The sequence below is a fragment of the Stenotrophomonas sp. STEN029 genome, assembly GCF_056760015.1.
In genome coordinates this window covers 1-13,832 of the sequence record NZ_JBRREC010000113.1, presented here as the reverse complement: position 1 = coordinate 13,832, position 13,832 = coordinate 1, and the positions used below count along the sequence as shown (strand labels likewise).

The 13,832-nt window shown below is 66.6% G+C and carries 11 protein-coding genes; 9 read left to right on the top strand and 2 right to left on the bottom strand.

Translation table 11 applies throughout. The annotated features are described in order from the left end of the window. Nucleotides 1–266: 266 nt before the first annotated feature. Nucleotides 267–1,748, bottom strand: a complete 1,482-nt coding sequence (locus ACVOLI_RS18580) for an AAA family ATPase (protein ID WP_481615514.1) — start codon at nucleotides 1,746–1,748, stop codon at nucleotides 267–269. A 134-nt stretch (nucleotides 1,749–1,882) separates the two neighbouring features. On the opposite strand from ACVOLI_RS18580, the gene ACVOLI_RS18575 reads away from it, so the two are divergent. The 5 genes from ACVOLI_RS18575 to ACVOLI_RS18555 are packed head-to-tail and all read left to right on the top strand — an operon-like array spanning nucleotide 1,883 to nucleotide 6,027. Next, a complete protein-coding gene (locus ACVOLI_RS18575) occupies nucleotides 1,883–2,515 on the top strand; it encodes a ParA family protein (protein WP_282269590.1) in 633 nt (210 codons plus the stop codon). Between the two features lie 19 nt (nucleotides 2,516–2,534). Continuing rightward, nucleotides 2,535–3,011: a SixA phosphatase family protein gene (locus tag ACVOLI_RS18570; RefSeq protein ID WP_282269588.1), complete on the top strand. Its 477-nt coding sequence runs from the start codon at nucleotides 2,535–2,537 to the stop codon at nucleotides 3,009–3,011. A gap of 4 nt (nucleotides 3,012–3,015) precedes the next feature. Beyond that, nucleotides 3,016–3,585: a YceI family protein gene (locus ACVOLI_RS18565; protein WP_481615513.1), complete on the top strand. Its 570-nt coding sequence runs from the start codon at nucleotides 3,016–3,018 to the stop codon at nucleotides 3,583–3,585. Beyond that, the gene (locus ACVOLI_RS18560) at nucleotides 3,582–5,561 is read left to right on the top strand and encodes a phospholipase D family protein (protein WP_481615512.1); all 1,980 of its coding nucleotides are present in this window, start codon (nucleotides 3,582–3,584) and stop codon (nucleotides 5,559–5,561) included. The genes ACVOLI_RS18565 and ACVOLI_RS18560 overlap by 4 nt, the downstream gene beginning before the upstream one ends. Nucleotides 5,562–5,589: 28 nt before the next feature. Beyond that, nucleotides 5,590–6,027, top strand: coding sequence for a hotdog fold thioesterase (locus ACVOLI_RS18555; protein WP_481615511.1), 438 nt, complete (start codon nucleotides 5,590–5,592; stop codon nucleotides 6,025–6,027). Nucleotides 6,028–6,243: 216 nt separating this feature from the next. On the opposite strand, the gene ACVOLI_RS18550 is transcribed toward ACVOLI_RS18555, so the two are convergent. Beyond that, nucleotides 6,244–8,850, bottom strand: a complete 2,607-nt coding sequence (locus ACVOLI_RS18550; RefSeq protein ID WP_481615510.1) for an EAL domain-containing protein — start codon at nucleotides 8,848–8,850, stop codon at nucleotides 6,244–6,246. Between the two features lie 165 nt (nucleotides 8,851–9,015). Between ACVOLI_RS18550 and ACVOLI_RS18545 the strand changes: the two genes are divergently transcribed. Genes ACVOLI_RS18545 through ACVOLI_RS18530 form a run of 4 tightly spaced genes read left to right on the top strand, consistent with a single transcriptional unit; the run spans nucleotide 9,016 to nucleotide 13,601 of the window. Continuing rightward, on the top strand, nucleotides 9,016–9,807 hold the full coding sequence (locus tag ACVOLI_RS18545; RefSeq protein ID WP_481615509.1) for a lysophospholipid acyltransferase family protein: 792 nt from the start codon (nucleotides 9,016–9,018) through the stop codon (nucleotides 9,805–9,807). Between the two features lie 57 nt (nucleotides 9,808–9,864). After that, on the top strand, nucleotides 9,865–10,851 hold the full coding sequence (locus tag ACVOLI_RS18540) for a YheT family hydrolase (RefSeq protein ID WP_481615515.1): 987 nt from the start codon (nucleotides 9,865–9,867) through the stop codon (nucleotides 10,849–10,851). A gap of 58 nt (nucleotides 10,852–10,909) precedes the next feature. Next, nucleotides 10,910–12,979 carry a tetratricopeptide repeat protein gene (locus tag ACVOLI_RS18535; protein ID WP_481615508.1) on the top strand — a complete coding sequence of 690 codons (2,070 nt, stop codon included), beginning with the start codon at nucleotides 10,910–10,912 and terminating at the stop codon, nucleotides 12,977–12,979. A gap of 13 nt (nucleotides 12,980–12,992) precedes the next feature. Next, nucleotides 12,993–13,601, top strand: a complete 609-nt coding sequence (locus ACVOLI_RS18530; RefSeq protein WP_481615507.1) for a YbhB/YbcL family Raf kinase inhibitor-like protein — start codon at nucleotides 12,993–12,995, stop codon at nucleotides 13,599–13,601. Nucleotides 13,602–13,832: the final 231 nt, after the last annotated feature.

Genomic DNA, 13,832 nt, shown 5'->3' with positions numbered 1-13,832 from the left:
ATTGGCAGCCTGAGTTGGCAACGCCCTGACTAGAGCAGCCTCACGCCCGTAGCCAGGGAAAGCGCAGCCGGGCTGCGCTTCTGGTTGTAGGAGCGGCGTAAGCCGCGAAGCTGACTTTGCTGCAGTTCTTCGCGGCAGTACTATCTGATGCTGTGCGTGCTTCGCGGCCTACGCCGCTCCTACAAACCGGGTACCTGTGCGTAGTTGATGTGGCAGGGCGTACTGCGCTTGCGCGGCTACAACAGCGCTATAGGTTTTGAGCAGCTTCAATCCGCCGGCACGGTGCGTTCGCGCGCCCAGTCGCGCAGCGACTGCACCTGCTCGGCCATCAGCACCGACAGCGGTCGGGTATTGCGGATCTCGGCCATCAGCAGCTCGGTGTCCAGCGGCTTCTGCTCGGCATGGGCGGCGTACAGGCCGGCGACCACCGCCTGCTCGATCTCGGCACCGGAGAAGCCGTCGCTGGCTGCGGCCAAGGCGGGCAGGGCGAACAGGTCGGGCTGCAGCTGGCGGCGTGCCAGATGCAGGTGCAGCAGTTCGACGCGGGTGTCTGGCGAGGGTAGGTCGACGAAGAAGATTTCATCGAAACGGCCCTTGCGCAGCAGTTCGGCTGGCAGCTCATGTACCTGGTTGGCGGTGGCGACAATGAACACCGGCGCCTTGCGCTCGGCCATCCAGGTCAGCAGGTAGCCAAGCACGCGACGCGACACGCCGCCGTCTTCGCCACTGCTGGCCAGACCCTTCTCGACTTCGTCTATCCACAGCACGCAGGGCGCCAGCTGCTCGGCCGAGGCCAGCGCGTCACGCAGGTTCTTCTCGGTCTCGCCGTGATACTTGTTGTACAGCGTGCCGAAATCCAGCCGCAGCAGCGGTACGCCGAAGCCGGCGGCGGTGGCCTTGGCCAGCATCGACTTGCCGCAGCCCTGCACGCCGAGCAGCAGCATGCCCTTGGGCGGGTCCAGCCCGGGCGGGGTGGTGCCGGAGACGAAGACCGCGCGGCGCTGCTCGATCCAGCGCTTGAGCCGGCGCGCGCCGGCCACGTCGCTGAAACGGGCAGAGTCGTATTCGTAATGCAGGTGGCCGCTGCGGTTGAGCAGCTCGAACTTGAGCTTGGCCAGCTGCGGCAGGTCGTCGGCTTTCAGTGCTCCGTCGGCGAAGATCAGCTGACGGGCGATGCGGCGCGCATCGGTCATGCTCAGCCCGCGCAGGTTGCGCAGGATCTGCTGCACCGCCTCCTGGTCCACCTCGACCCGTCGCCCGCCGTTCTCCTGGGCGTAGCTGGCCGCTTCCTCGCGCAGCATCTTCAGCAGTGCGTTGGCATCGGGCAGGCGTGGGTTGAAGCGGGTCGCCAGCGCTTCCAGCTCGGCTGGCAGCTCGACCTTGGCGCCGACCAGCACCACCACGTGCGGCTGGCTGTGGCGGCGCTGGATGATGTCGCGCAGCAGCCGTTGGTGGCTGGCGTAGCCAAGGTAGGGGTGGAAATCGAGCAGCAGGTAGATGCCGCGCTGGTCGGCCTCCTGGATCATGCGCAGGGCCGCGCTGGCATCAGGCGGGCCGACCGCCTCGTCCTCGCGGTCCATGTCGATGCGGCGCAGGCCCTCGGTGATCGACCAGCGGTACAGGGACCGCCACACGTGCATCAAGGCTTCGCGGAACAGGCCCACGATGCGGGTCTCGTCCTGCGTTTCGATGACGATCAGCGGCGTGTTGGCGCGGATCAGTGCGGTCAGGTCCTGCAGCTCGCTCATGGTGGTTCCAATGCCGGGGGCGACACGATAACAAAGCCACAGGCCTTGCTGGGGCGGCGTCCTCACCGGATGACTACCTTTGGTAACGCAGGCCGGTGTACGCTGCGGGCAAGTCCCGCGAAAACGAGGCGTGCATGAAGACGATTCTGGTAGCCGGCTCCAAGGGCGGTGTCGGCAAGACCACCATCGCTACCCATCTGGCCGCACACTCGGCCTTGTCCGGCCAGGCAACGGTGATCGCCGATGCCGACCCGCAGGGTTCCAGCACCCGCTGGGCGCAACGCCGCTCCAGCCTGGAGAGCGCGGTGCTGCCGGTGGACGTGCACCGCAAGAAGAACTGGGAAAAGCTGATTCCCGATGGCGCCGAGCAGGTCATCATCGATGCCCCGGCCGGTGCCTATGGAGAGGACCTGGAACGCTTCATCGACATCGCCGATGCAGTGGTGGTGCCGGTGCTGCCCTCGGCGCTGGACATCGAGGCCATCGTCGGCTTCCTCAACAGCCTGTCCAGGATCAAGCGCATCCATTCGCGGGCGCTGCCGGTGGGGCTGGTGCTCAACCGCACCAAGCCGTGGACGCAGACCTCGCAACAGGCCCGGCAGATGCTGGCCGAATGGCCGTATGAGGTGGTCGCGCAGCTGCGCGACAGCCAGAGTTATGTGGTGATGGTCGGGCTTGGGCGCAGCCTGTTCGACTATCACTCTGCACAGGTACGCGAGCACCAGCAGGACTGGGAGCCGCTGCTCAAGTGGTTGAACAAGGTCTGATCAGGAGTATTAACCGACCATGCGTGAATTGATCCTGCTGCGACATGCCCATGCCGAACCGGCGGCCAATGGCCAAGCCGATCTCGACCGGCCCCTCTCACCGCATGGCCTGGCCGAGGCCGAGGCGGCCGGCCGTTGGTTACAGGAACACAAACTGGTGCCGGACCGGGTGCTGTGCTCGCCGGCGCGGCGCACCCGCGAGACCCTGGAAGCAGTGCTGGAGCGTACCGGCTACGTCGAACAGCGTCTGGAAGAGCGGATCTACGATGCCGTACCCGGCACCCTGGCGGCCCTGCTGGACGAACACAAGGAAGTCGAGCGCCTGCTGGTGGTCGGCCACAACCCGGGGCTGGAGCAGCTGGTGGCGTTGATGCACAGCGGCCAGTCCGGCGATTACCGTGGCATGCCGCCGGCATCGGTGGCGGTGCTGTCACTGCCGATGGAGGCGGCGATAGAGCCTGGCATTGCCCGTCTGACTGAATTCTGGTGGCCCTGAGCCCATGGCGGTGGCGCGGTATGGGCTGCTGCTGATCCTGTTGATGCTCGCTGGCTCGGCCCTTGCGGCCGAGCCATTGCATTTCGACACGGCGCACTCCCGGTTTGGTTTTGAAATACGTACCCGTTTCGGGCAGAAGGTGGAGGGTGTCTTTCCGCGCTTCGAGGGCTGGATCACGGTGCTGCCCGATGGCCGCCACCAGGTGCGGCTGCGCATGTACAGCGAATATGTGGAGATCCCCGACAAGCCCCGCTATACCGGCTGGATGCGCGGCGAGGACTTCTTTGATGCGGCGCGCTACCCGGTGGTGGAATTCGATTCCGACCCCTATGACCCGCGGTTGACCGAAACCGGCGGCGACGTGCAGGGGCGCTTGTCGATCCGTGGCATCAGCCGGGCCGAAGTGATGCGCCTGGCAAAACCTGAATGCGCGCGGCCCGGCTATGATTGCGACCTCGTCAGCCGCGGTACCATCCTGCGCGGTCGATATGGCATGGATAGCTGGCAGATGGCCCTGAGTGATCGAGTGATATTCGTACTGCGTACACGCCTGGTTGGCGCCCCCAAAAAGTGAAAGCTGTCCTTCGTATCCTGCCGGTGCTGGCGCTGCTGCTGGCCAGCGGTTGTGCTTCGCTGTCCAATCAGCAGCGTGAGCGTGCCGAAGGCATTGCCGTGGCCGCGCGTTCCACCGTGGTGGACTGCGACCAGCCCGATCGCTGTGCGCTGGACTCGCCCCTGCGTGCGCTCGGCGGCAAAGCCATCGCCGAATCGACGGTGGAGGCACCCCGCCACTACGCCACCATCCTCGATGAGGGCGAACTGTCGCTGATAGCGCGGCTGAACCTGATCCGCAGCGCCACCCGCAGCGTGGACCTGCAGACCTACATCTTCGACACCGACGACAGCGCACGGCTGGTGATCGACGAGCTGCTGGCCGCTGCCCGCCGCGGGGTCAAGGTGCGGGTGCTGATCGACCAGCTTTCGGCGATCTCCGACCTGCAGATGCTTGGGGCCTTGTCCGGTGCACATGCCAATTTCGAGCTGCGCGTCTACAACCCGGCGTTCGGCAAGGCCAAGCTCAATTACTTCGACTATGCCGGCAGCGTGCTGTGCTGTTTCCGCCGCTTCAACCAGCGCATGCACAACAAACTGCTGGTGATCGACGATGTGATCGGCGTGGTCGGTGGCCGCAACTACCAGGACGACTATTACGACTGGGACAGCGAGTACAACTTCCGCGACCGCGACGTGGTGGTGGCCGGACCGGAGGCGCGCGAGATGGCGGCCAACTTCCAGGCCTTCTGGGAGGCACGTCGCAGCGTTCCGGCCGAGCGCCTGAACGACGTCGGCAAGACCTTGTTGAACGAGGGCGTGCCGGCCTTGCCGGAGGCTGCATTCCGGCGCCCGGAACGGATTGCGCGGGTGAATGCCGAGGCATCGGACCCGGAGTTCATCGAACAGGCGTTTGTTGATACCGCGCTGCCGGTGAGTGCGGTCAGCTATGTCGCCGACCTGCCGCGCAAGCACCGTCGTGAACGCGAGGCGCAGCCGCTCAATGGCCAGCACGTGACTGAGCCACGGCTGGACGCGTTGATCTCGCAGGCACAAACCGAAGTGTTGCTGCAGACGCCCTACCTGGTGCTGTCCAAGCCCGCGCAGGCGCTGTTCAAGAACCTGCGCAAGCGCGAAGCACCGCCGCGGGTGGTGGTGTCGACCAACAGTCTGGCAGCCACCGACAACCCCATCGTCTATGCGCTGTCCTACAAGTACAAGCGCCGCAACATGCGCGAGCTTGGCTTCAACATCTACGAATACAAGCCGTTCCCGCTGGATGCGCCGATCGACTATGCGCAGCTGTTGCCGGCGCCGCTGGACGGCGAGCCGCCTGCGCCAGCACCAGCACGCAGTCGGGTGATCGGCGGCAGCGCGGCTGGCAGCAATGTGCGCGGTAGTGGCTCGGGGCGCCGGTTGAGCGCCGACGGCAGCGAGGTCGAGCGTGAGGTGCTGCGTACCGAAACCCGGCCATCGTTCCTGGGCACGCGTGCGGTCAACCGGCCACTGCCGGTGACCCGTCGCGGAGCGCGCATGGGCCTGCACGCCAAGTCGCTGGTGGTGGACCGCCGCATCGGCGTGATCGGCACCCACAACTTCGATCCGCGCAGTGAGAACTACAACACCGAAGGCGCGGTGATCATCGAAGATCCGGCCTTTGCCGAGCAGCTGGCGCAGAGCATCCTGCGCGACGTGCATCCGGACAACTCCTGGGTGGTGGCGCCGCGCGAGAAGCCGCCGGTGCTGTCCGGCCTGAACTACAGCATTGGCAAGGCCTCCGAAGCCTTGCCGATCCTGGATTTCTGGCCCTGGCGCTATGCCACCGACTACGCCTTCAAGCCGGGCCCGGACTGCCCGCAGCCGCTGACCCGGCAGGATCCGCGCTTCCACAGCTGCTACACCGCGGTGGGCGACTTCCCGGAAGTGAATGTCGGCCCCAAGTGGGTGCTGGTGCGCATGCTGACCGCGTTCGGCGCGGGGTTGGTCCCCATTCTCTGAGCCTTCCATTCCCCAACAGGTAGCTGCAATGAGCCAAGTATTCCGCGCGCCGGTTGACCTGACGCTGGTCAACGCGCTGAGCCGCAACACGCTGATCGATCATCTGGGCATCGTCTTCACCGCCGCCGGTGATGACTGGCTGCAGGCGACGATGCCGGTGGACGCGCGCACCAAGCAACCGTATGGCTTGCTGCACGGCGGCGCTTCGGTGGTGCTGGCGGAGACGCTGGGCAGCAGCGCAGGCAACCTCTGCGTGGACCCGACCCAGCAGGTATGTGTCGGCCTGGAGATCAATGCCAACCACCTGCGTGCGGCGCGCAGCGGCGTGGTTACCGGTACCGCGCGCGCGCTGCATGTGGGCCGTACCACCCAGGTGTGGGAGATCCGCATCGAGGACGAGGCCGGCAAGCCGGTGTGTATTTCGCGGCTGACCCTGGCGGTTGTGGCGGTTGTGGCGGTTGGGTGATTGGTCGGGGCTTGGTGCTGAGAGCCAAGAGCCAAGAGCTGAGAGCTGAGAAGCACCCCTCCCCAACCCTCCCCTTGCCTGCGGCAAAGGGAGGGGGTAACGCTGCGCCCCCTCCCTTTCGCGCAGCGAAGGGGAGGGCCGGGGAGGGGTAGCTCTTGCTGTTGCTGCTGTTGCTGTTGCTTCCGCACCCAAACCCACACCCACAGCAACCTTCAACTAAGCCAACACCGCCACCGGCAGGTGCTCGCGCACCCATTCCGCCAATGCAGGCGCCGGCAAGGCCGGGGTGAAATGAAAACCCTGCGCGACCTCGTAACCCTGCGCGCCCAGCAGCTTCAGTTGCTCCAGGCTTTCGACACCTTCCGCCACCACCTTCAGCTGCAGGCTCTGGCCGATATGGGCGATGGCCTGGGTCAGCGCGCTGGCCACCTTGTCGCCTTCAATACCGCGCACGAAGCTGCGGTCCAGCTTGAGTTCGCTGATTGGCAGCTGGCGCAGGTAACTGAGGCTGGAATAGCCGGTGCCGAAGTCGTCCATCGACAGCCGCACGCCAAGTGCATGCACCTGCCGCAGCGTCTGCAGGGTGATCGGGTCACCATCAAGCAATACGTCCTCGGTGATCTCCAGGATCAGGTCACTGGCACGCAGTGATTCCTGCTGCAGGATCTGGCTGATGCAGTCCGGCAAGGCCGCGCTGTGGAAATTGGTCGGCGACAGGTTCACCGACACCGACGGCACATCCAGGCCGTCCCGACGCCAGCGGCCCAGTTGCCGGCAGGCTTCGCGCAATGCCCATTGGCCGAGGTCGCCGATCAGCCCTGCCTCCTCGGCCAAGGGGATGAAGCGTATTGGCGGGACGCTGCCCAGGCGTGGATGCTGCCAGCGTGCCAGCGCCTCGACGCTGTGCAGCTGGCCGCTGTGGATTTCGATCTGCGGCTGGTAGTGCAGCTGCAGTTGGCCTTGTTCAAGCGCTTCGCGCAGGGCCGCTTCCAGCGCCATGCGCTCCTGCGCGCACTCGTCCATCTCGCTGCTGTAGAACCGCACCCGGTTGCGGCCGTTGTGTTTTGCCTGGTACATGGCGACATCGGCATGGTGCAGCAGCGAATCCATGTTGTTGCCGTCATGCGGAAAGATGCTGATGCCGATGCTGGCCGAGGGCCGGATTTCCAGGTCGCCCAGCGCCAGTGGCAGGCCCAGCGTACGCAGGATGCGTTCACTGCGCTCACTGGCCGTGGGTATGTCGCAGCGGTTGAGGATCACCACGAACTCGTCACCGGAGAGCCGGCCGACGATGTCCATCGGTCCGGTTTCTTCCTGTAGGCGGCGCGCCATCGTGCGCAGCAGTTCGTCGCCGCCGGGGTGGCCGAAGGAGTCGTTGATCTGCTTGAAGCGATCCAGATCGATGAACATCACCGCCATTGTCTGCCCGTGATGGTTGGCGGCGGTGATGGCCTGGTCGGCCTGGGCGTGCAGCAGGCTGCGGTTGGGCAGGCCGGTGAGGTCGTCGTAGAACGCCAACCGGCGGATCCGGTTGCGCGCCTCCTCGCGCTCCAGTGCCAGCGCGCACAGGTGCACGATCACTTCGACCAGACGATGGTGGAAGCTGTCCGGATCGTAGGGCTGCCGGTAGTAGAAGGCGAAGGTGCCGAGCACGCGGCCATCGTTGGCCTTGATCGGGGTGGACCAGCAGGCCGCCAGGCCGTGTTGCAGGGCCAGGTGGCTGATGCCTTCCCAGTTCGGGTCGGTGGCGATGTCGCGGCTGACCACGGTCTGGCCGCTGTGGGCGGCGGTGCCGCAGGCGCCGGTCTTGGGGCCCACTGGCACGCCGTCCACCAGCCGGATGTAGGGCTCGGGCAGGCTGGGCGCGGCCAGGTGGCGCAGCCGCCCGTCTTCGACCCGCAGCACCGAGCACAGCACCTGCGGGGCGATCTTCTCCACCTCCAGGCACATCATCTGCATCACCTCGGCGGTGGGGACCTCGCGCACCATCGCATCGAGCATCTTGTGCTGCAGGACTTCGTGCACCTTGGTGCGGGTGATGTCCATCAGCACGATGACCAGGTTCACCAGGGTGCCGTAGTCATCGAAGATGGGATTGGTGCTGACCGAGCACCACAGGGGCTGCCCGTTCTTGCGGTAAAGCCGCTCGTCGGCGCGGATAGGCTGCCCTGCCAGCAATCGCGCGGTATAGGCGTTCAACTGCTCGGGCGAAAAGCTGTCCGGTGCCAACAGTGACGGCACGTACTGGCCCATCGCCTCGGCCTCGAGGAAGCCGAACAGGCGCCGGAAGCCCTTGTTCAGATGCACGATGCGGCCTTCGGCATCGGTGATCAGCACCGCGCTCTGGGTCTCATCGAAGCCCAGTGACAGCAGGCGCTCGCGTGCCTGCGCCTGGCGGCGCGCCGTGACGTCGCTGACCAGCACCATGCGGATGTTGCGCTCGCCGTCGGCGATCTGCGACAGGGTGACGCTGATCCAGCAGGTGCTCTGGTCCTTGCGGATCATCTGGATGTCATGCGGATCGGCAGCCAGCTCCTCCACACGGTTGCTGGTACCCGGGTACAGGCGGGTGTTGTAGCGCTCGCGCATGCTGGCCGGAGCCAGCGTGCCCAGGTTCTTGCCCTGCAGTTCGGCGCGTGACCAGCCGGAAATGGCTTCCATGGCTTGGTTGACGTACAGAATGGTGTTGGCGTCGTCAAACAGGATCACGCCATTGCCGATCTGCTCCAATGCCGCCGAGAACAAATGCAGCATGTCTTCTGTCGATGACAGCAGCTGCCGGTCCATCATGCCGTCCCCCTGAACGATAGTGTTGTTGTACACACTTCATGCCGGGAATGTTGCCGGCGTACCCTGAAAACCCGAGCCGACCGGTACTTCCTGTCGATAGTGTGGCACGGCGCACCCTTTGGCGGCGTCCGTGTGAATGCCAAGGGGGCATGGTCCCCGTGCTGGCGGAAGCTGGACCGCATCCGGTATCGTGCGCGGATGACTTCCCCCCGTCCCGCCCGCCAGGGCGGTGTGGCCCGCGTGTTCCGCTACTTGTACCGCGCCCCGCTGCTACTGGTTCACATTGTCCTGTTCCTGCCGCTGATCCTGCTGCTGATGACGCAGCCGTTGGGGCGTATCGGCCCCGCCAGCAACCCGCTGGAAGAGCGGGTGGTGCGCTGGTGGTCGGGGGGCCTGATGTGGATCTTCGGCTTCCGCCTGCAGCGGGTCGGCCAACCCCTGCCCGGTGCGGTGCTGTTCGTCGCCAACCATGTGGGTTGGGTCGATATCTGCGTGATCCACAGCCAGAAGATGGTCGGCTTCGTCGCCAAGCGCGAGATCGCCAGCTGGCCGGTGGTTGGCTGGGTCGCCAGCCGTGGCCACACCATCTTCCACCAGCGTGGCAACACCGAATCGCTGGGCGGGGTGATGGAGGAAATGGTCAAGCGGCTGCAGGAACAACGGCCGGTGGCGGTGTTCCCGGAAGGGCGCACCCGCGGCGGCCGCGACGTCGGCCCGTTCCACGCACGTATATTCCAGGCGGCGGTCGAGGCCGGAGTGCCGGTGCAGCCGATCGCACTGCGTTACGGCGTGCGCGGCGACGCGCAGACCACGGTGGCGTTCGGGCCGGGCGAGAGCTTCGCCGGCAACTTCCTGCGTCTGCTGGGTGAGCCGGCACGGCGTGGCGAGGTGCATTTCCTCGAGCCCATCGCCATCCAGGATCTGGAAGGCCGCCGGCGTATCGCCGAGACCTCGCGTGCGCGCATCGTGGCGGTGATGGAAGGACCATAAGGTGTGGATCACGGCCAGCGCTGTGTTGGGCAGTCAACGCCAACCGGGTCGGTCATGCTGAGCGCCTGCAACTACCAGCCGCCGCGCTGGCTGCGTAATCCGCACCTGCAGTCGATGCTGGCATCGAGCCGGCTGCGGCTGCGACGCGGGCAACAGCTGTTGGCCGCCAGCGGGGCGCAGACCCAGGAACTGATCCTGGATGGCGGTGAAGGGGTGCGCCTGCAGGCCTGGCACAGTCGTCCCCAGGGCGCTCCGCCCAAGGCGCTGGCGTTGCTGCTGCATGGCTGGGAGGGCAGCGCGGAATCCAGCTACATGCGCATGACCACTGCACGCCTGCTGGAGCAGGGTTTTGACGTGGTGCGGTTGAACTTCCGCGACCACGGCAATACCCACCATCTCAATCCGGGCATCTTCCACTCCTGCCGCATCGGCGAAGTGGTCAACGCCGCCGCGGATGTCGCGCAGCGTTTTGCCGGCCTGCCGATGGTCGCCGCGGGTTATTCGCTGGGCGGCAACTTCGTGCTGCGGTTGGCCCTGCACGCGCCTGCCGCCGGCGTGCCGCTGCTGCACGTGGCATCGGTATGCCCGGTGCTGGATCCGGCCATCACCATGGACAGCATCGAGCGCGGACCGGTGATGTACGACTGGTATTTCCGCCGCAAATGGACCGGTTCGTTGCGCCGCAAGCGCGCGCTGTTCCCCGAGCTGGCCGACTGCGACGACAGCGTGTTGAAGCTGGATATCCGCGCACTGACCGGTTGGCTGGTCGATCGCCATACCGATTTCGGCTCGCTGCAGGAGTACTTCGACGGTTACTCCATCGCCGGCAACAAACTGGCCGCGTTGCAGGTGCCGGCCCACATCCTGATGGCGGCCGATGACCCGGTGATCCCCTTCACCACCTTCGATCACTGGCAGCTGCCGGCCGATGCGCATCTGGAGATCGCGCGCTGGGGTGGCCACTGCGGCTTCATCGAGAACCTGCGTGGTGATGGTTTCTCCGAGCGCTGGGTGGCGCAGCATCTGGCCGCCGCCGTCGCCTGAACCCGGCGGGCGCGGCTGCGCCCGCTACAATGCGGGTTTGCGCTAACGCTGGACCGCCATGCAAGACAAGATCATTGAAGCCCTGCGCCGTAATGCCACCGACGAGGCCGTGACCCTGGCCCAGGCATGGGTTGGCGCCGAACCACAGCACGCCGCCGCCCATCGCTGGCTGGCGCTGGCACTGCAGCAGCAAGGCCAGCTGGAACACGCCCAGCGCAGCTTGGAGACGGCCCTGGGCCTGGCCCCGGATGATGCCGCCCTGCACCTGCAGCACGCCGGCCTGCTGCTGGCGCAGCGCCAGATCGACGCCGCCGGCCAGGCGCTGGACCGCAGCACCTCGCTCAATCCCAACGAATTCTCCGCCTACCTGATGCAGGCGCACCTGGCGCTGGGCCGTGGCGATGTCGACGAGGCTGACCGCCTGGGCCGCATGGCCGCGCGCGTGGATCCGGACAGCGCTGAGCTGGGCGCGATCGAAGGCTTGGTTGCGCTGCGCCGCGGTGACGCTGATCGTGCGCTGGCCATCCTGTCAGCCGCCAGTGCAAGGCTGCCGGAGGACGTCCGCGTGCTGTATGCACTTGGCTTCGCTTACCTGGAAAAAGACATGCTGGCCTTCGCCGAACAGGCGTTCCGCCGCGTGGTCGAATTGAACCCCAGCAACAACGCGCTGCGCGGCATGGTGGTGCAGCTGGCCTTGCGTCAGGGCCACGCCGACCGCGCCGCGGAGATGATGCGCGAAGTGCTGGCCACGGCGGAGGGCGATACCCCGGGTCTGCGTCGCATGGCCGGTGAACTGGAACTGGTGTCCGGCCAACCGCTGCAGGCGCTGGAGCACCTGCGCCCGTTGCTGCTGCAGGTGCCGGGCGACCGTGCCACGCTGCAGATGCTGTTGATGGCCTGGCAGCGCCTGGGCCGCGACGAGGAGGCCCGCAGTGAACTGGACGCCGCGGTGCAGGCGAACCCGCAGTTCCACGACCTATGGATGGCGCGTCTGGCGGTTGCCCAGGTCGGCAGCGAAGAAGCGGTGGACGTGGTCGAGCGCTGGTTGGCACAGATGCCCGAGCATCTGCCGGCGCTGGAAGCACGGATGAGCCTGCATGACATGAACGATCAGGCCGAAGAGGCCGAAGCAATCGCTCGGCATATCGTTGCACTGGAGCCGGGCCGGGTCAGTGGCGAGCAGCGCATTGTCGAAGCACTGCTGCAGCGCGAGCCGGGCGCAGCGGTTGCGCACGTGCAGCGGCTGGTGGACAACGCGCCCGAGCAGGCGCGTGCGGCCGTGCGCACCTGGCTGGGCGCCACCCAGGACCGCGCCGGTGACCGCGCCGGTGCACTGGCAACCTGGTTGCAGGTGCATGCGGAACTGGCATCTACCCGCCTGCCGCTGCCGCAGCAGGCGCGTGCACCGGCCGAATGGCCGGCGCTGGGTGAGGTCGCCGACGACAACCCGGTGCGGCCGATGTTCCTGTGGGGCGCGCCGGGTTCGGGCGTGGAGCGTGTGGCCACGGTGATGGCAGCCGGCAGCCGCGTGCTGCGTGGTGACCGCTTCGGGCCGACACCGCCCGTGGATGCCTTCCAGAACTTCTTGACCCTGCAGCGCCTGGCCAACGACGAGCTCAGCCCCGAGCAACTGGTGCAGCAGTGGCGCGACGCGCTGCCTGCGCGTGGGATCGAGGACGGCAACGTGATCGACTGGCTGCTGTGGTGGGACAACGCGCTGCTGTGGGCGCTGCGCCCGCAGCTGCCGGAAGGCCGTCTGGTCATTGCCCTGCGCGATCCGCGCGACATGCTGGTCGAGTGGCTGGCACTGGGTGCGCCGGCGCCGTTGGCACTGACTTCGTCCAGCGAGGCCGCGCAGTGGCTGGCACGCGCGCTGGCGCAGGTCGCGCTGCTGCATGAGCAGGATCTGTACACGCACATGATCATCCGCACCGACGACGCGGTGAATGATCCGGCAGCGATGGGCGCATTGCTGGAACAGGCCTTCGGCCTGCGTTTCCCCGCCGTGCGCAGCCTTGGCCCGGGCACCGTACCGGCGGGTCACTGGCGCAATTACGCGCAGGTGCTGGCATCCGAATTTGCAGTGTTGACCCCGGTCGCGGTGCGCCTGGGCTATCCCGAAGCCTGATCAAGGAACAATCATGAAACTGGACAGCCAGAGTTTTCAGAACGGACAGCCGATCGCAGCCGAGTTTGCCGCCGGTGATGCCAACGGCTTCGCCGGCAATCGCAATCCGCAGCTGGCGTGGAGCGATGTGCCGGCTGGCACGCGTTCGTTCGCGCTGATCTGCGTGGACCCGGATGTGCCGACGGTGGCCGAGCTGGTGGGCCGTGAGGACGTCAGCATTCCGTTGGATCAGCCGCGTGCCGACTTCGTGCATTGGGTGATGGTGGATGTTCCCGCGGACCTGCGCGAGATCGCTGCCGGCAGCTGCAGTGATGGCTTCACCGCGCACGGCAAGACGCAGCCGGCTGGTCCGGCCGGTGCGCGTCAGGGCATCAACGATTACACCGGCTGGTTCGCCGGCAATGCGCAGATGAGTGGCACCTACTACGGCTACGACGGCCCGTACCCGCCATTCAATGACGAGCGCCTGCACCGCTATTTCTTCCGGTTGTTCGCGCTGGACGTCGAGCGGCTGCCGGTCGATGGTGCGTTCACTGCTGCCGATGTGCATCGCGCCATGCAGGGCCATGTGCTGGCTGAGGCGTCGGTGCATGGCACGTATACGTTGAACAAAGCGCTGTGAGGTAGTGCCGAGCCATGCTCGGCAAGGGGCAGGAGCGACCCCTCTCCAACCCTCCCCTTGCCTGCGGCAAAGGGAGGGGGTGTAGTGGGGGGGGGGGGGGCGGGGGGGGGGGGGGGGGGGGGGGGGCCCCCCCCCCCGGGGCCCCGCCCCGGGGGGGGGGCCGGGTGGGGGGCGGGCCCGCCCCGCCCCGGCGACCCGGTTTTGGGCCCCGGTAGGGGCCGCTTTTTGACC